The 18,109-nt window shown below is 67.5% G+C and carries 14 protein-coding genes; 7 read left to right on the top strand and 7 right to left on the bottom strand.

Features of this window, described 5'->3' with window-relative positions:
* Window positions 1–72: 72 nt before the first annotated feature.
* Window positions 73–1,860, bottom strand: coding sequence for a peptide ABC transporter substrate-binding protein (locus AX750_RS01270; protein ID WP_066722605.1), 1,788 nt, complete (start codon window positions 1,858–1,860; stop codon window positions 73–75).
* Window positions 1,861–2,071: 211 nt separating this feature from the next.
* Complete coding sequence (gene purU / locus AX750_RS01265; protein WP_066722602.1) at window positions 2,072–2,935, bottom strand: formyltetrahydrofolate deformylase; 864 nt, start codon at window positions 2,933–2,935, stop codon at window positions 2,072–2,074.
* Window positions 2,936–3,324: 389 nt separating this feature from the next.
* Here purU and AX750_RS01260 point away from each other — a divergent pair, with 389 nt between their 5' ends.
* From AX750_RS01260 to AX750_RS01230, 7 genes are all read left to right on the top strand, one after another.
* Window positions 3,325–4,116: an SDR family oxidoreductase gene (locus AX750_RS01260; RefSeq protein ID WP_066722699.1), complete on the top strand. Its 792-nt coding sequence runs from the start codon at window positions 3,325–3,327 to the stop codon at window positions 4,114–4,116.
* A 55-nt stretch (window positions 4,117–4,171) separates the two neighbouring features.
* Entirely contained in the window at window positions 4,172–5,194 is a 1,023-nt protein-coding gene (gene iolG / locus AX750_RS01255; protein WP_245282274.1) for an inositol 2-dehydrogenase, read from the top strand.
* Window positions 5,191–5,973, top strand: a complete 783-nt coding sequence (locus AX750_RS01250) for an inositol monophosphatase (protein ID WP_066722599.1) — start codon at window positions 5,191–5,193, stop codon at window positions 5,971–5,973. The genes iolG and AX750_RS01250 overlap by 4 nt, the downstream gene beginning before the upstream one ends.
* Before the next feature lie 90 nt (window positions 5,974–6,063).
* Complete coding sequence (locus AX750_RS01245; RefSeq protein ID WP_066722596.1) at window positions 6,064–7,101, top strand: ABC transporter substrate-binding protein; 1,038 nt, start codon at window positions 6,064–6,066, stop codon at window positions 7,099–7,101.
* A gap of 148 nt (window positions 7,102–7,249) precedes the next feature.
* Entirely contained in the window at window positions 7,250–9,457 is a 2,208-nt protein-coding gene (locus AX750_RS01240; RefSeq protein WP_066722593.1) for an iron ABC transporter permease, read from the top strand.
* Between the two features lie 15 nt (window positions 9,458–9,472).
* Window positions 9,473–10,540: an ABC transporter ATP-binding protein gene (locus tag AX750_RS01235; protein WP_066722694.1), complete on the top strand. Its 1,068-nt coding sequence runs from the start codon at window positions 9,473–9,475 to the stop codon at window positions 10,538–10,540.
* Between the two features lie 145 nt (window positions 10,541–10,685).
* Complete coding sequence (locus AX750_RS01230) at window positions 10,686–12,410, top strand: Na/Pi cotransporter family protein (RefSeq protein ID WP_066722591.1); 1,725 nt, start codon at window positions 10,686–10,688, stop codon at window positions 12,408–12,410.
* Between the two features lie 21 nt (window positions 12,411–12,431).
* On the opposite strand, the gene AX750_RS01225 is transcribed toward AX750_RS01230, so the two are convergent.
* The 5 genes from AX750_RS01225 to AX750_RS01205 all read right to left on the bottom strand — a co-directional run bounded on the left by AX750_RS01225 (window position 12,432) and on the right by AX750_RS01205 (window position 17,985).
* Window positions 12,432–12,875: an NUDIX hydrolase gene (locus AX750_RS01225; protein ID WP_066722589.1), complete on the bottom strand. Its 444-nt coding sequence runs from the start codon at window positions 12,873–12,875 to the stop codon at window positions 12,432–12,434.
* Between the two features lie 172 nt (window positions 12,876–13,047).
* The gene (locus tag AX750_RS01220) at window positions 13,048–14,337 is read right to left on the bottom strand and encodes an ArgE/DapE family deacylase (protein ID WP_066722692.1); all 1,290 of its coding nucleotides are present in this window, start codon (window positions 14,335–14,337) and stop codon (window positions 13,048–13,050) included.
* Window positions 14,338–14,418: 81 nt separating this feature from the next.
* The gene (locus AX750_RS01215) at window positions 14,419–16,059 is read right to left on the bottom strand and encodes an ABC transporter ATP-binding protein (protein ID WP_066722582.1); all 1,641 of its coding nucleotides are present in this window, start codon (window positions 16,057–16,059) and stop codon (window positions 14,419–14,421) included.
* Window positions 16,056–16,889: an ABC transporter permease gene (locus AX750_RS01210; RefSeq protein ID WP_066722580.1), complete on the bottom strand. Its 834-nt coding sequence runs from the start codon at window positions 16,887–16,889 to the stop codon at window positions 16,056–16,058. Before AX750_RS01210 ends, AX750_RS01215 begins: the two co-directional genes overlap by 4 nt.
* Before the next feature lie 121 nt (window positions 16,890–17,010).
* Window positions 17,011–17,985: an ABC transporter permease gene (locus tag AX750_RS01205; protein WP_066722578.1), complete on the bottom strand. Its 975-nt coding sequence runs from the start codon at window positions 17,983–17,985 to the stop codon at window positions 17,011–17,013.
* Between the last annotated feature and the right edge of the window lie 124 nt (window positions 17,986–18,109).

The raw sequence follows: 18,109 nt of genomic DNA, 5'->3' as shown, positions 1-18,109 counted from the left end.
ACAGTCCAAAAGAAGAGGGAGCAGGCCCCCGGCGCGACCTGGGCCGCGACGGAGGCTCTGCTCCCGGCAGGATCAGGCCCGGTACCAGGCCGCGATGTTCCAGCTGTCGACGTCCCAGCCGCTGTGGTCGTGCATCAGGTTGGTCGCCGCAGCGGCGACGCGGGTGCGAGAGAGCAGCGGCAGAATGACATGCGCCTCGCAGAAGATCTCGTTGACCTTGATCAGCAGCGCGGCGCGCTTGTCGGGGTCAAGTTCCTTCTGGGCCGCTCGGTAGGCCTCGTCCGCCGCCGGGTCGGAGTAGCGCGAGACGTTGCGGCCGAGCCACTTGTTCTCCTTGTTGGCGATCTCCCACGACACGAACTGGTTGAGGAAGCGCTCCGGATCGGGCTGCGGCTGCGTGGTCGTGTACATCTCCATGTCGACATAGAGCTTGGTGTAGGTGTCGGGGTTGGCCACGTCGGAGGAGAAGAACACCGAGGCGGTGACCGACTTCAGCTCGAGGTCGATGCCGGCGCGCTGGCAGGCCTGCTTGATGATCTGCTGGGTCTTCTGGCGCGGCGCGTTGATCGACGTCTGGTAGACGTATTTGAGCTTCTTGCCGTCCTTCTCGCGGATGCCGTCGGAGCCGCGCTTGTAGCCGGCCTCGTCCAGGATCTTGTTCGCCTTGTCGATGTTGAACTCGTATTTGAGCTTGGTCGACTTGAACTTGGCCGGCTGATTCACGAAGCTCGCCGTGGCAATGCCGCCGCGGCCATAGATGAACTTTTGGATCGAGTCGCGGTCGATCAGCAGGTTGATCGCCTCGCGCACCTTCGGGTCCGACAGGGTCGGATGCTTGGTCTTGACGCTGGAGCGCTCGCCATCGACCTCGGTCCACGGATCGGTGGTGTTGAGGATGATGAACTCGATGTCGCCCGACACCACGGCGCTGATCTTGCCGCGGCCGCCGGTCTCCATGCGCTTGAGGACCTCGTCCTCGACCTGGAGGTTCCAGGCGTAGTCGTATTCGCCGGTCTGCAGCACGGCACGCGCCGCCGAGACGGCGTCACCACCGCCCTTGATCTCGAGCGTGTCGAAATGCGGCTGGTTGGCGATGTGGTAATCGGGATTGCGCTCGCCGGTCAGGATGTCGCCCGGCTTGAACTCGGTGAACTTGTAGGGGCCGGTGCCGACCGGCTTGAGGTTGGCCGGCGCCTCGCGCGACTTGGCGCCCTTGTACTCGGCGAAATGGTGCTTCGGGAGGATCTGGCCGACGGTGCCGACGAAGGGGTCGGCCCAGAACGGCGTCGGCTCCTTGAAGATCACCTTGACCGTCAGGTCGTTGACCTTCTCGACCTTGATGTCCTTGTAGGAACCGGTTGTGTAGGCGGCGGTCGCCGGATCGGCGGCATATTCCCAGGTGAAGACGACGTCGTCGGCGGTGAAGGGCTTGCCGTCATGCCACTTGACGTTCGGCTTCAGCTTCCAGGTCACTTCCTTGCCGTCAGCCGAGAGGCCGCCATTGGCCTTCGAGGGAACCTCGGCCGCGAGGCAGGGGATGAGGTTGCCTTCCTTGTCCCAGCCGGCGAGCGGCTCGAAGAAGACGCGCGAGGCGATCTGGTCCTTGGTGCCCGAGGCGAAATGCGGGTTCAGCAGCGTCGGTGCCTGCCAGAGCAGCACCTTCAGCGGGCCGCCGCCGCCGGCCTTGGTCGGCTTGTAGGGCAGGGTGGCGTTCGCCATGGCGACGCCGTTGAAGGCCAGCAGCTGATTGGCGAAGGGCGCGGCCACGCCGACCGCTGCCGCTTTCTTCAGGAAGGAGCGCCGCGACAGGGCACCTTCCTTCACGCGGGCGATCAGATGGCCCAGATCCTGGTCTTTCATGCGAAGTCTCCACTCGTAGCGCGTTGACGGCCGTTCAACGCTTTTTGCGCCGTTCTCCCTCTCGGTCGGCCCTCAGCAAGCCATGTGCCAACGAAAGCGTCAACTGTGCAGCGCAGGGCGAATCTGCGTGCGCCGCAGGGCCGGCTTCTCAGCCCGAACACATTTGATCGATTGTGTCCTCGGCGACCTCTTGCTCGCAAGTTTATGCGGACTAATCGGGGAAGACGACGGTTTTCTTTCCATTGAGGATAACCCGATCCTCCAGATGATGCAGCACGGCACGCGCCAGCACGCGCCGCTCGATGTCGCGACCCTTGCGCACCAGATCCTCCGGCCTGTCGCGATGCGAGATGCGTTCGACGTCCTGCTCGATAATCGGCCCCTCATCGAGGTCGGGCGTCACGTAATGGGCGGTCGCACCGATCAGTTTCACGCCGCGCTCATGGGCCTGGTGATAGGGCTTGGCGCCCTTGAAACCGGGCAGGAAGGAGTGATGAATATTGATGCAGCGGCCCTGCAGCTTGGCCGAAAAACCGTCCGACAGGATTTGCATGTAGCGCGCCAGCACGACGAGGTCGGTGCGGGTCTCCTGGATCAGGCGCCAGATCTCGGCCTCCTGCTCCATCTTGGTCTCGCGCGTCACCGGCATGTGGAGGAACGGCAGGTCGCCGATGTCGGTGGAGGCGATGTGCTCGCGCCCATGGTTCGAGACGATGGCCGTCACCTCCATCGGCAATTCGCCGATCCGCCAGCGATAGAGCAGATCGCTCAGGCAGTGGTCGAATTTCGAGACCAGCAGCATCACGCGCTTTTTCGTCGCACGCTCCCGCAACGAGACCTTCATGCCGAAGCGCTGGGCGAGATCGGCGACTGAGGCGGCGATGGCGTCGTGCGGCGGGCTCACCTCCAGCCTGGCGAAAACGACGCGCATGAAGAAGCGGCCGGTTTCGACATCATCGAACTGCTGGGCGTCGAGGATGTTGCAGTTCGCCTCGAACAGCAGGGTCGAAACGGCGGCGACGATGCCGGGGCGGTCGGGGCAGGACAGGGTCAGGATGGCGGTGCGATCGGACATGGCGGATGCCGCCGGCTGGCGGCCCTCTCGGATCAAGACGGGAACGGGATGGCGGATCGGACGGGCGCGCGACGCGCTGCCGTCAACCTCGGCCGGAGATGCGCGAAGCCGCGGTCGGCCGCTGGCGAACGGGCACCGCCACGGGCATGAAGCCGAGTCTGGTGATGCAGGCTGGCATCGGGCGCAATCGCCGTCTTTCGGATCCGTGTGTCGGATGGTCAGCACGCTCGAAAGCCGCTGCTCTTGTCAAGCGGCGGCCATGCCGCGGCCCGGCCCTCCCGCTGCACACGCTTGACGACGCAGGCTCAAAAATGGAATGCATGTTCCATAAGAGGCGATAAATCAAAAAAACGTGCCATTGACGTCGGGGAGCGTTCGAGGTGCCGGAAATCCAGTCGCATAGCGGCGCTCTCACCGGCAAGGTCGCCATCGTCACCGGCGCCAGCCAGGGGTTGGGCGAGGCGGTCGCGCGCGAACTGGTGGCGCGCGGGCTTTCGGGCCTGATCCTCACCGGCCGCAACGGCGAGCGCGGCGAAGCCGTGGCGGCCAGCCTGAAGGCGGCCGGCTGCGACGTCCGCTTCCACGCGGCCGACCTCGCCGAACTCGCGGCGGTAAAGGGCATCGTCCCGGCGGCGGAGCGCGCCTTTGGCCGGCTCGACATCCTCGTCAATGCGGCGGGCGACACCGACCGCGGCACGATCTTCGACACCTCGCCCGAACTCTACGAGCGGGTGATGGCGGTCAATCTGCGCGCGCCCTTCTTTCTCATCCAGGACGCCGCCGAGCTGATGCGGCGCCAGGGCATCACGGGGTCGATCGTCAACATCCAGTCGATGTCGGCCCATGGCGGCCAGCCATTCCTGAGCGCCTACAGCGTCTCGAAGGGCGCGCTCGCGACGCTGACCCGCAACGCGGCCTATGGGCTGCTGCCGCACCGCATCCGCGTCAACGGCCTCAATATCGGCTGGATGGCGACGCCGGGCGAGGATGCGGTGATGCGCCGCCACCATGGCGCGCAGGATGGCTGGCTGGAGCAGGCCGCCGCGGGCCAGCCTTTCGGCCGCCTGGTCGATCCGCGCGAGGTGGCGCGTGCGGTGGCCTATCTGGCCTCGGACGAGTCCGGGCTGATGACCGGCTCCAACATCGATTTCGACCAGACGATTCTCGGCGCCCATAATTGACATCGCCGCCGATGGGACTACGGCCCGCTCGGGGCCTGACAGGACGACAGACGAGATGACGACGCGAGTGCCGACGATGCGGGTGGGATTGCTGGGGGCGGGCCGGATCGGCCGCATCCATGGGCTGAACGTGGCGGCACGGGCCGATGCGGAACTCGTGGCGGTGACGGATGCCGTGCCGGCGGCCGCCGCCGCGCTGGCTGCCGAGACGGGCGCGAAGGCGACGAGCACGGAGGCCATCCTCTCGGATGCCGGCATCGACGCCATCCTGATCTGCACCCCGACCGACACCCATGCCGATCTGATCGAGGCCGCTGTATCTGCCGGCAAGGCCGTGTTCTGCGAGAAGCCGGTCGATCTCGACGCCGCCCGCATCCGCCGCTGCCTCGCCACGGTGGAGGCCTCCGGCCGGCCGCTGATGATCGGTTTCAACCGCCGCTTCGATCCGAGCTTCGCCGCCCTCGAGCGCCGCCTGCGGGCCGGCGAGGCCGGGGCCGTCGAGATCGTCAGCGTGATCTCGCGCGATCCCTCGCCGCCGCCGGTGGAGTATGTGAAGCGCTCGGGCGGTCTCTTCCGCGACATGATGATTCATGATTTCGACATGGCCCGCTTCCTCCTGGCCGAGGAGCCGGTCGAGGTCTTCGCGCTGGGTTCGGCGCTGGTCGATCCCGCCATCGGGAAGGCCGGCGATGTCGACACCGCCGCCGTGCTGATGAAGACCGCGTCCGGCAGGATCGCGCAGATCTCGAATTCGCGCCGCGCCACCTACGGCTACGACCAGCGCATCGAGGTCCATGGTTCCCAGGGCATGCTGCGCGCCGGCAACATCCACGAGACGACCGTCGAAAGCGCAACCGGCAACGGTTTCCGCGCCGATCCGGTCCAGAACTTCTTTCTGGAGCGCTACGCGAGCGCCTACCGCGCGGAGCTCGACGCCTTCTTCACCGCCTGCCGCGGCGGCGTCGCGCCGACACCGTCCGGCCTCGACGGGCTGAAAGCGCAGATCCTCGCCGATGCGGCGACGGAATCGGCCCGCACCGGCAAGCCCGTCATGGTCGATCTGGAGGCCGCCCGATGACGCCGGCCGAACGCGATCTCCGTTATTACGCCGCGCTCGGCCTCGCCGCCGAGGCGAGCCACCTCGCCCAGGGCTACTTCAATCGCCGCGAAACCCTCGGCACCACCATGAAGGGCGCGCAGGACTGGCTGACCGTCGCGGACGGCAAGGTCGAGGCCTTCCTGCGCGAGCGCCTGTCGCAGCTCTTTCCGCAGGACACGGTCATCGGCGAGGAAGCCGGCGGCGAGGCCTCCGACGCCGTGTGGATCCTCGATCCGATCGACGGCACCGCCAATTTCGCCCATGGCGACCGCAACTGGTGCATCTCGATCGGCTTCCTCGTCGACCGCCGCCCCGAGATCGGCGTCGTCGCGGCGCCTGCTCTCGGCGAGCTCTACGCCGCGCGCCGCGGCGCCGGGGTGACGCTGAACGGCGAGCCGATCAAGGTCTCGGGCGGCAGCGACATCGCCCGGGCCTCGGTCGAGCTCGGCTGGTCGACCCGCGTTCCCGCCGAGCGCTATGTCGAGATCATCGGGCGCTGCTACGGGGCCGGGGCCGCCGTGCGGCGGGCCGGCTCCGGCACGCTCGGGCTCTGCCATGTCGCCAATGGCGCGAGCGACGCCTATGCCGAGCTGCACATCAACGCCTGGGACGTCGCCGCCGGCATCGTCATCGCGGGCGAGGCGGGCGCGCAGATCAACGACTTCTTCGCCGGCGAGGGATTGTCGAAGGGCAATCCCATCCTCTGCTGCACGCCCGGACTGGTGGCGCCGCTAAGGGACATCACCGGAATCGCTTAGCCGGCGGTCAATGCGATTGATCTTTGCACCCAAGTCGTCTCAGTTTCACGATAACCGGCAAAAAGCCGGACACCATCCAGGGAGGTCATCATGAAGATCAGGTCATGGTTCAAGACGGGGCTTTTCGCCGCGGCGGCGGGTGTCGCCCTGTCGGCGGGCGCCGCACAGGCGCAGGGTTCGCTCGTCATGTATTGCGGCGTTCAGGAGGAATGGTGCCGCGCCATGTCGAACGCCTTCGAGAAGGAGACCGGCATCAAGGTCGCGATGACCCGCAAATCGGCGGGCGAGATCTATGCCCAGCTCAAGGCGGAATCGTCCAATCCGCGCGGCGACATCTGGTGGGGCGGCACGGGCGACCCGCATCTCCAGGCCGCCGAGGAGGGGCTTACGCAGGAATACGCCTCGCCGGCGAACAAGGATCTGCACGACTGGGCGCTGAACCAGTGGACGGCCGCCAAGCAGCGCTCCATCGGGATCTATGCCGGCGCGCTGGGCTTCGGCTTCAACACCGAGCAGATCAAGTCGAAGGGCATTCCCGAGCCGAAATGCTGGGCCGATCTGCTCAATGCCAAGCTCAAGGACGACGTGCAGGTCGCCGATCCCAATTCCTCGGGCACGGCCTATAATCTGCTCGCCACCGTCATCCAGCTGATGGGCGAGGACAAGGGCTTCGAATATCTCAAGGCCCTGCACAAGAACGTCAGCCAGTACACCAAGTCCGGCGCCGCCCCCGCCAAGGCGGCGAGCCTCGGCGAGACCGCGGTCGGCATCGTCTTCATCCACGACGCGGTCGTCTTCGCGGTCCAGGGCGATCCGATCAAGCCGGTCGCCCCCTGCGAGGGCACCGGATACGAGATCGGCTCGATGTCGATCGTCAAGGGCGCGCGCAATCTCGAGAACGCCAAGAAGTTCTATGACTGGGCCCTGACCCCGGCCGCCCAGGCGCTCGCCGCCCCGGCCAAGTCCTACCAGGTGCCGTCCAACAAGAACGCCCCCGTGCCGCCGCAGTCGCCGAAGATGAGCGAGATGAAGCTCATCAACTACGACTTCGTGAAATACGGCTCCTCGGCCGAGCGCACGCGCCTGCTCGCCAAATGGGACAAGGAAGTGAAGGCGCTGCCGAAGTAAGTCGCTTCTGCAGCTCGATGTCCTGAACCATCGCCGTGATCCCGGGCAGACCCGGGATCACGGTGAGGTCCGGAGCCAAACGACAAACAGGGCCAAAAAGAGCCGGGCGAGCCGGTCAGGCCGATTGGGGTGAGGGGACTTGGCAAGGATGCGCGCCACCACGAAGCTCGTGCTCCTGCTCGGCTGGCTCGGCTATGCCGTGCTGCCCTGGTATTTCGTCGAGGGCATGAGCCTGACGCGGCTGGGCTGGGCGGCCGGCTATCCCTTCGGCAAGGCCGGCAGCGCGCTTGCGCTCGGCCTGTCGGGTCAGGCGCCCTGGCTGCTCTGGATCGGTGCGGCGCTGGCGGGCGCGACCGCTTTCGTCGCCAGCCGCGATGCGGCACGCACCGCGACCGCGCTCGTCTGGGCCGGGGCCCTCGGCCTCGCCCTTCTCTTCGCGCAGGGCTTCGCCATCGGCCTCCAGGGCCAGGGCATGCCCTGGCTCGCCTCGCTGCTCGGCGGGGCCGGCGGCATCCAGCGCGGCATGGGCGGCGGCGCCTTCATCACCATCGTGGCGCTGTTGCTGCTGCTCTGCCACGGCCTCGCCTATCGCGGCATCTGCCGCGGCGACCTGTTCACCACCTCCTCGATCGGCATCGTCATCCTGCTGATCGGGCTGTTCATCTTCTACCCGGTCTCGACCATCCTGCGCAGCGCCCTGCTCGATCAGGCGGGCGCCTTCGCTCCGGCCGCCTTCCTCGCGCGTTTCTTCGATTCCTCGATCTGGGGGCTGGGCTGCCTCACGGCCAACGTCAATTGCGGCGTCGCCTGGAACACGCTGGTGCTGGCGGTGCTCTGCGGCGTCATCACCACCCTGCTCGGCCTCGCCTGCGCCCTCCTGATCCTGCGCACGGGCATGCCCGGCAAGCGCGTCATGCGGGCGTTGACGGTGCTGCCGATCATCACCCCGCCCTTCGTCATCGGCCTCGCCCTGATCCTGCTCTTCGGCCGTGCCGGCGTGGTCTCGACCTTCCTCTACGAATGGTTCGACGTGCCGCGCTCGCGCTGGCTCTATGGCCTGCCCGGCGTGCTGCTGGCGCAGGTTCTGGCCTTCGCGCCGATCGCCTTCCTCGTCCTGATCGGCGTGGTGCAGGGCATCTCCCCCAGCCTCGAGGAGGCCTCGCAGACGCTCGGCGCCAAGCGCTGGCAGACCTTCCGCACCGTGACCTGGCCGCTGCTGAAGCCCGGCATCGCCAATGCCTTCCTGCTCGGCTTCGTCGAGAGCATGGCGGATTTCGGCAATCCGCTCGTGCTCGGCGGCAATTTCGAGGTCCTCTCGACCAAGATCTTCTTCGCGGTGGTCGGCGCGGCCTACAACCAGGGCCAGGCGGCGGTGCTCGCCATCATCCTGCTCGCCTTCACGCTCGGCGCCTTCTGGGTGCAGCAGCGCTGGCTCGGCGGCAAATCCTACACGACCGTCACCGGCAAGGGCGATGCCGGCCTGCCGACCCCGCTGCCGCGCCGCATCACCTGGCTCGCGGCGGCCGCGATCGTGCCCTGGGTCGCGCTGACCTTCGTGATCTATCTCGTCATTCTCGTCGGCGGCTTTGTGAAATCGATGGGCCGCAACCACACCCCGACGCTGGAGCACTATGCCACCGGCTTCGCGATCGACTTCAGCAACGGCATCTATTTCCAGGGCTCGGCCTGGAACTCCTTCTTCACGACCGTCAAGGTCGCGGCGATCTCGGCGCCCCTGACTGCGATCATCGGCCTGCTCACGGCCTATCTGCTGACCCGCCAGCGCTTCGCCGGGCGTGGCACGCTCGAATTCGCGACGATGCTCTCCTTCGCCATTCCCGGCACGGTGCTGGGCGTGGCCTATATCCTCGCCTTCAACGTGCCGCCGATCGAGATCACCGGCACAGGGCTGATCCTCGTCATCGCCTTCGTCTTCCGCAACATGCCCGTCGGCGTCCGCTCCGGCATCGCCGGCCTGTCGCAGATCGACAAGAGCCTGGACGAGGCCTCGACCACGCTGCGCGCCCGCAGCTTCACCACGCTCTGGCGCGTCGTGCTGCCGCTGCTGCGGCCGGCGCTGGTCTCGGCCCTGGTCTATTCCTTCGTGCGCTCGATGACCGCGGTCAGCGCGGTGATCTTCCTGGTCTCGGCCGAGTACAACCTCGCCACCGCCTATATCGTCGGGCGCGTCGAAGCCGGCGAATTCGGCCTCGCCATCGCCTATTCCTCGGTGCTGATCGTCTTCATGGCGCTGGGAATCGGCCTGATCCAGCTCGGCGTCGGCGAGCGCAAGCTCGGCCGGCGCGCCCGCGTGGCGGCCTCCGCGGCGCCCGCGCCCGCTCCCGCCATCGGATAAGGATTTTTGCAGATCATGGCGAAGGCCGGCCCCGCATCCGTCGAATTCCGCAACGTCTCCATGCGCTATGGCGCGGTGACGGCCGTCGACAATGTCAGCTTCACCGTCGAGGCGGGCAAGCTGGTGACGCTGCTCGGCCCCTCCGGCTGCGGCAAGACCACGACCCTGCGCATGATCGCGGGCCTCGAGATCGCCAGCGACGGGCAGATCCTGATCGGCGGACAGGACGTCACCAAACTCTCGGCCGCGGACCGCGACGTCAGCATGGTCTTCCAGTCCTATGCGCTGTTTCCGCATATGAGCGTGCTGGAGAACGCCGCCTATGGGCCGACCGTGAAGGGGCTCGGCAAGGAGAAATCCCGCGAAATGGCGCTGGAGAAGCTGGCGCTCGTCGGCCTCAAGGGCTTCGAGAACCGCTATCCCTCCGAATTGTCGGGCGGCCAGCAGCAGCGCGTCGCCGTGGCGCGTGCCCTCGTGCTCGAGCCGCAGGTGCTGCTCTTCGACGAACCTCTGTCCAATCTCGACGCCAAGCTGCGCCGCCGGGTCCGCGAGGAAATCCGCGAACTGCAACAGGACCTCAACCTGACCGTGGCCTATGTCACCCATGACCAGGAGGAGGCGTTGGCCGTCTCCGACAAGATCATCGTCATGTCGAACGCGAAGATCGCCCAACAGGGCGCCCCGCGCGAGCTCTATGAGGAGCCGGCCAACGCCTTCGTCGCCGACTTCATCGGCGATGCGAACCTGATCGACGTGACCGTGACCGCCGTCGCGGACGGGCGGGCCACCGTCGCGATCGGCCCGGCCAGCGTCAGCCTGCCGGCCCGGGGGCTTCCCGCGGGTCCCGCCCGCGTCGCGATCCGCCCCGAAAGCCTGCTGCTGACCGGGCAGGCCGGCCCGGGCTCACTGCCCGGAACGGTGCGCAAATGCGCCTATCTCGGCAACCATCTCGACCTGATGGTCGAGACACAGGTCGGCGAACTCTTCGTCGTGCAGTATGGCCACCATCCGATGCTGGCAGCCGGGACACCGGTGAATCTCACGCTCGCCGGCTCGGGCGTAACGCTGATCCCGCCCAACTGAGCGGAACCGCCGCCTAGACAGGCAGTTTCGCTCTCACAGCCGCATTATGAGCACGTTTTGCATGCATCAGTGCTAAGTTGGCTAATGAAAAAGCAGCGATTGTGGCGTATCCTCGCGCCCTGAATCGGAGAAAGACCCGGCGGCGATGACCACGAACGACAGCGCGACCATGATCCTGCTTCACCTCGCCGGGGGCGTCGCGCTGCTGATCTGGTCCGTTCGACTGGTCCGCACCGGGGCGATGCGCGCCTTCGGCGGCTCGCTCAGGCAGGCCTTGCAGAGCTTCACGCGCAACCGCTTCGCAGCCTTCGGCAGTGGCGCGCTCGTCACCATCGTCCTGCAGAGTTCGACCGCGACGACGCTGCTCGTTTCCTCCTTCGCCGGCCGCAAGCTGATCGCGCCGGCCATGGCGCTCGCCGTGCTGCTCGGCGCCAATCTCGGCACGTCCCTCGCCGCCTTCGTGATCTCGATGGATCTCGGCTGGCTCTGGGGCCTGTGTCTGGCGATCGGCGTCGCGCTCTATCTCGGCCATGAGGCGATGGACCGGGCCCGCAATATCGGGCGCATCCTCGTCGGGATCGGGCTGATCCTGCTGTCGCTGATCGAGCTGAACGCGGCCGCCGCGCCGCTCGCCCAGTCGCCCACCTTCCGCACCTTGCTTTCGGCGCTCGCCAGCGAGCCGCTGCTGGCCGTTCTGGTCGCTGTCGCGGCCACTTGGCTGACCCATTCCAGCATCGCGGTCATCCTGCTGATCGCGACCTTCGCCGCCTCCGGCCTGTTCCCGCCGGCAACCGCGCTGACGCTGGTGATCGGCGCCAATCTCGGCAATGCTCTGATCCCGGTGCTGGATCAGCTCGGCTCGCCCGTGGCGCAGCGCCGCGCCGCCATCGCCAATTTCGCGACCCGGTTGCTCCTGGCCGCCGCCGTGCTGCCCTTCGTGGCGCCGCTCTCCGGCTGGCTGCTGGCCCTGCCTTCGGCGGATGCGCGGGTCGCCATCGAGTTCCATGTCGCGCTCAACATGGTCGGGGCCGTGCTCTTCCTGCCCTTCGTGACCCCGGTGGCCGCTCTGGTCGAGCGCCTGATGCCGGATCGCGACACCGCCGAGGCCGAGGTCGCCCCGCGCTATCTCGATCCGAACGCCCTCGACAGCCCGACCGAGGCGCTCGCCTGCGCGATGCGCGAGGCGCTCCATCTCGGCGACCGCGTCGAGCGCATGCTGCGCGACACCATGACCCTGCTGGAGAGGGACGAGCTCAAGCTCTCGCGCGCGATCGCCCAGGCCGATGACGGCGTCGATTCGATCCACGAGGCGATCAAGCTCTATCTGGTGCGCGTCTCGCGCAACGAACTGAGCGACGAGGAAGGCCGCCGGCTGCTCGAGATCATCACCCTGATCACCAATCTCGAGCATATCGGCGACATCATCGACAAGAACCTGCGCGAACTCGCCGAGAAGAAGATCCGCAAGCGCTATGCCTTCTCACCGGAGGGGCTGGCGGAGATCCGCGATTTCCACCAGCGCGTGGCCTCGGGCCTGGGTCTCGCCCTCAACGTCTTCGCCACGCGCGATCTCGCTTTGGCGCGGCAGCTCTTCGCCGAGAAGGCGACGATGCGCGATGCCGAACGCCGCGCCACCGAAAGCCATTTCGAGCGGCTGCGCGACGGGCGCCCGGAATCGATCGAGACCAGCGCGATCCATCTCGACATCATCCGCGATCTCAAGCGCATCCACGGCCATGTCGCCTCGATCGGCTATCCGATCCTGGAAAGCGCCAATGCCCTGCGCGAGAGCCGTCTGATGGAGACCAAGGAGGCGCGCGCCCGTCAGGAGCGCGACAGCCTGATGTCCGCCGCGCAGCCGGGGCGCTGAGCCCGGCAGCGGCCGATCCTCTCAGGCGGCGAGCGCCATCGTCGCCTGGCGGATCGCGGTGGCGAGCTCCGGTTCGTCGACGAGATCGGCAGCGTCCTCGGGGCTGAACCAGCGGCTCTCGCGCTGGCCCTGCTCGGCCCAGACCGGCAACTGGCGCTCGACCTCGAGCAGGAACAGCGTCACCTCGCAGAGCACGAAATGGTCCGATTTGCGCTTCCAGTAGGTGTAGCGGCCGGCCGGCTCCTTGACGATGCGCCCGACGACGCCGGCCTCTTCATAGGCCTCGCGCGCCGCCGCCTCGGGAGCTGTCAGGCCCTTGATCGGCCAGCCCTTGGGCACGATCCAGCGGCGCGTCGTGCGCGATGTGACGAGCATGACCTCGAGCCTGCCATTGGGCAGGCGCCGTACCGGCATCGCAGCGATCTGCGCGCGCGGCACTCCAGCCGAGGCCTTGGTCTTCTTCATCGATCGGTGTCGCCCCTCGCCTGGCGCAGCGCGCGCGATTCGCGCTGCTCTGTCGGCGATTCAAATATTGCGCCAAAGGCCGGAGATGGAAAGACCATTCCACATCTCCGCCCATCGCATTTGGGGGCGCCTGGCGCGCAGACAAGGGGCTGCGCGCGACGGTCGCGGCCGCTCAGCCGGAGACCGGTTCGACTCCGCACCATTCGGCCACGAACAGGGCCATGGAACCGGTGATGCGCTTCACCGAGGCGAGGCTGACGCGCTCGTCGAAGGCGTGGATGTTCTCGCCCATCGGGCCGTAGCAGAGCGCCGGGATCTTGTCGTAGAGCGCATGGACGCGGGCATCGAGATAGGCCGGCGTCATGAAGGACTGGAGCGGCCGCCCCATGGCGGCCTCATGCGCGCGGCCCAGCACCGCTTCCGCCTCGCTGCCGGGCTCCAGCACATAGCCCTCGGCCCAGAAGCCGTTGAAGGTCACCTTGGGAGGGTTGTTGGCGAGGAAGCTGTCGCTGCGCGACGCGGTCCTGATGCAGTCCTCGATGCGCTGGGCGATCTCCTGAGCGGCGACGCCGGGATAGAGCCCGACGCGGCAATCGACGCGGCACCAGCAGGGCACGGAGGAGGCCCAGTCGCCGCCCTCGATCTTGCCGATATTGAGGTTGATCGGGTGGGCCTGGTCCTCGAAATGCTCCCGGCCGACCTTCTCGGCGTTGAACTCTTCCTCGAGCTTGCGCAGCGCCGCGATCACCCGATAGGCGGCATCGATCGCATTGGCGCCCGCGCCCATCTCGCGGACATGGACAGGCACGCCCCGTACCTCGAACTGGAACCAGATCACGCCGGCATTGGCGCGGCACAGCATCTCGTATTCAGGCTCGGGAATCAGCGCCGCATCGGCGCGGTAGCCGCGCAGATGCGTCATCAGCGCGCCGTTGCCGGTCGATTCCTCCTCGACGACCGACCCGAGATAGAGCGTCGCCGCCGGCTGCAGGCCGATGCGCCGGAGAGCGTCGAGGCAGGCGAAATTGGCGCCGTGCCCGGCCTTCATGTCGGCGCCGCCGCGGCCATAGAGCCAGTCGCCCTCGATCACGGGGTCGAAGGGCGCATGGGTCCACTGCTCGACCGGCCCGGTCGGCACCACATCGACATGCGCCTGCAGGATCAGGGAACGGCCCTTCTCCTCGCGCGGATGGTGGATGCCGACGAGGATCGGCGCGTCGGAATGATGCTCGGAGAACGGCCCGCCGCCGGGATGGGCCTTGATCGCGGCCTCGTCCATCTTGAAGCGGTCGACCGTGAAGCCGCGCTCCCGCAGCGCCCGGTAGACGAAGTCCTGGCAGGCGTGCTCCTCGCCGCGCAGCGAGGGAAAGCGGATCAGCTCCTGCGTGAAGGCGATCTGCTCGGCGAAGCCGGCCTCGACGGAAGCCAGGATTTGGTCGCGAAGGGCGGGATCGAGAGGCATGGTCATAGGGCTCCTGGGAGAGGGCGTCATGGTCGGGCTCGACCCGACCATCTCGGAAACCAGTGTCGTCTCGTTACGTCATCAATGCCCGAACCGCCCGGCGCCCGGCACGGCGGCCAGCAGCGCCCGCGTATAGTCGTGGCTCGGCGCGGCGAAGAGTGCCGCCGTCGGCCCCGCCTCGACGATCCGGCCACGCTGCATCACCGCGATACGGTCGCAGATCTGGGCCGCAACGCGCAGGTCATGCGTCACGAACAGGATGGCGAGCCCGAGCCGCTGCTGGATGTCCTTGATCAGCGTCAGGATCTGCGCCTGGACCGAGACGTCGAGCGCCGAGACCGCCTCGTCGGCGACCAGCACGTCCGGTTCCAGCGCCAGCGCGCGCGCGATGCCGATGCGCTGGCGCTGGCCGCCCGAGAATTCATGCGGATAGCGGTCGATCGCATTGGCCGAGAGGCCGACCAGTTCGAGCAGCTCGGCCGCCTTCGCCAGCGCCTCGGACCGCAAGGTGCCATGCGCCACCGGCCCGTCCGAAATGATGCGCCCTACCGTCTGGCGCGGATTGAGCGAGGCGAATGGGTCCTGGAACACCATCTGGATGCGCTTGCGCTGGGCACGCAGCGCCGCCGGCTTGAGATCGCTCAGCACGAGATCGCCCGCCGCTGCGCTGCTCAGGCGGATTTGGCCGGCATCGGGCTCGATCAGCCGCAGGCAGCAGCGCCCGACGGTCGATTTGCCCGAGCCCGATTCGCCGACCAGCCCCAGCGTCTCGCCGCGCCGGAGCGAGAAGCTGATGTCGTCGGCCGCCCTGACCTCGCGCGCGGTGCCGAACAAGCTGCGCTTGCGATAGACCTTGCCCAAGCCTTCCACCGTCAGCACCGGCGCCGAGTCCGGCAGCGGCGCCCGCTCCGGCGGCGTCAGCGAGGGCACGGCGGCCAAGAGCTTCTGCGTATAGGGGTGGTTCGGCGCGCCGAGCACCTGATCGACCGTGCCCTCCTCGACCAGGACGCCCTTTTCCAGAACCGCGATGCGGTCGGCGATCTCGGCGACGACGCCCATGTCATGGGTGATGAACAGCACGGCGGTGCCGTGCTTGTGGCGGAGGTTGTCGATCAGCTTGAGGATCTGCGCTTGCGTCGTCACGTCGAGCGCGGTCGTCGGCTCGTCGGCGATCAGGAGCTTGGGCTCGAGCGCGAGCGCCATCGCGATCATCACGCGCTGGCGTTGCCCTCCCGAGAGCTCATGCGGATAGGCCCGCGCCAGCCGCGGCGGATCGGGCAGGCCGACCTCGGCGAGCAGCTCGACGGCGCGACGCTGCCGCTCGGAACGGCTGTGCAGCCCATGCGCCTCGAAGGTCTCGACGATCTGATCCGCCACCCGCATCACCGGGTTGAGCGAGGTCATCGGCTCCTGGAAGATCATGCCGACCTCGCGGCCGCGCAGATCCTGCATCGCCGCCTCGTCGAGCTGCAGCAGATCGCGCCCGGCAAGGCGGATCGCGCCGCCGGCCGGCTTCACCGCCTTGGGCAGGAGCCCCATCACCGCATGGGCGATCATCGACTTGCCGGAGCCGGACTCGCCGACGACACAGAGCGTCTCGCCGGCCCCGATCGTCAGCGAAACGTCGGCGACCGCATGGGGCCGGTCGGCCAGCGCCGGCAAAGCCAGCGTCAGCGTCTCGATGGCAAGGACGGGGGCCGGCTTGGCCATGACCTCGCTCATTCGCGCCCCCTGGCGAGGCGCGGGTTCAGCGCGTCGTTCAGGCCCTCGCCGGCGAGGTTGAGCGCAAGCACCGTCAGGAAGATCGCGAATCCGGGAAAGAACGAGATCCACCAGGCGTCGAGCAGGCGCGTGCGCCCGGCGCCGACCATATAGCCCCAGCTCATCAGGTTCGGATCGCCCAGCCCGAGGAAGGAGAGCGAGGATTCGAGCAGGATGGCCGAGCCGATCATCAGCGAGCCCATCACGATGATCGGCGCGATGGTGTTCGGCAGGACCTGGCTGAAGATGATGCGGGGCGTCGACTGGCCGATGGTGACGGCAGCCTGGACATATTCTCGCGTCTTCAGCGACAGCACCTCGCCCCGCACCAGCCGCGCCACCGGCGGCCATGAGACGACGCCGATCGCGATCACGATCGAGCCCAGCGCCGGCTGCAGGATCGCCACCAGCACGATCGCCAAAGCGAAGGAGGGGATGGTCTGGAAGAACTCGGTGAAGCGCACCAGCGCATCGACGAAGCCGCCGGCATAGCCCGCCGCCGCACCCAGCGGCACGCCGATCAGCAGTGCCACCAGCGTCGAGACCACGCCGATCATCAGCGAGACCCGCGCGCCATGAACGAGGCCGGCGGCGAGGTTGCGCCCCAGCGTGTCGGTGCCCAGCGGGAAGCGCTCCATCACGAAGGGCGCCAGGAAGGGCCGGCCGACCGGGCGCCAGGGCGACTGCGGATAGAGCGTCGGCGCCAGCAGCGCGAAGGCGACGACCGCGAGCAGGATGACGAGGCCGAATACGGCGCCACGATTGCGGCAGAACCGCTTGAGGAAGTTCATGGGCAGCCCTCGCCGTCATGCTCGCCCTTGTGGCGAGCATCCACGTCTTGAACACAGGCCTCGACGAGCGAAGGCGTGGATGGTCGGGACAAGCCCAACCATGACGGAGAGGCCGGCGCCATCACGACGCGGCCTCGATGCGCGGATCGGCGATCCGGTAGATGAGATCGGTCAGGATGTTGAAGCCGACGACCATGGCCGAGGACATGAAGAAGACACCGAGCAGCACGGAATAGTCGCGCACCAGCGCATCGAACATCAGCCGGCCGATGCCCGGCCAGGCAAAGACCGTCTCGGTGAGCACGGCGCCGCCGACGAGCTGGCCCGCCTGCAGCCCCGCCAGCGTAACCACGGGCAGGATGGCGTTGCGCGCCACATGGCGGCGCGAGACGATGCCGGGCGAAAGCCCCTTTGCGCGCGCGGTCTTGACGAAATCGGCGCCCGCCACCTCCAGCATCGACGCCCGCATCATCCGCGCATAGAGCGCGGTGAAGAACAGGCCGAGCGTCAGCGCCGGCAGGATCAGGTGGTGGCCGATGTCGAGCGCCCGCGCCAGGCCGGTATGGTTCGCGCCGATCGTCTCGTAGCCGACATTGGGGACGAGGCCGAGCTTCAGCGCGAAGACGATCTGGCTCATCAGCGCGATCCAGAACAGCGGCGTCGCATAGAAGACGAGCGAGAGCGTCGTGATCAGGCTGTCCGACCAGCGCCCGGCCCGCCGCGCGGCCAGCGCGCCCATCACCACGCCGAGCCCGAGCGAGATCAGGAAGGCCGCGCCGGTCAAAAGCAGCGTCGCCGGCAGCCGGTCGAGCACCAGCGTCAGCACCGGCTGCTGCTGCCGGTAGCTGAAGCCGAGATCGAAGGTCAGATAGCCCTTGAGATAGATCCAGAGCTGGGTCAGCAGCGGCTCGTTCAGGCCGAAGCGCTCGCGCAGCTGTTCCAGGAGCTGCGCATCGGCCGCCCCCGCCTCGCCGGCCAGCACCTGCGCCGGATCGCCCGGCGCGGCACGGATCAGGAAGAAGTTGAGCACGGCGATCGCGAGCAGCGTCAGGACGCCCTTGGCCAGCCGGCTGGAAAGGAAGTGCAGGAGGTTCATGCAGTCATGGTCCGGACGGATAGGCTCTCGCCGTCATGCTTGCCCTCGTGGCGAGCATCCACGCCTTGAACACCATCCTCGGTCGACGAAGCCGTGGTTGGTCGGGACGAGCCCGACCATGACG

This window comes from Methylobacterium sp. CCH7-A2 (assembly GCF_001557075.1).
GTDB lineage: Bacteria > Pseudomonadota > Alphaproteobacteria > Rhizobiales > Beijerinckiaceae > Allobosea > Allobosea massiliensis.
Note: the sequence above shows the minus strand (reverse complement) of the source record. Positions and strands in the feature narration are given on the sequence as shown.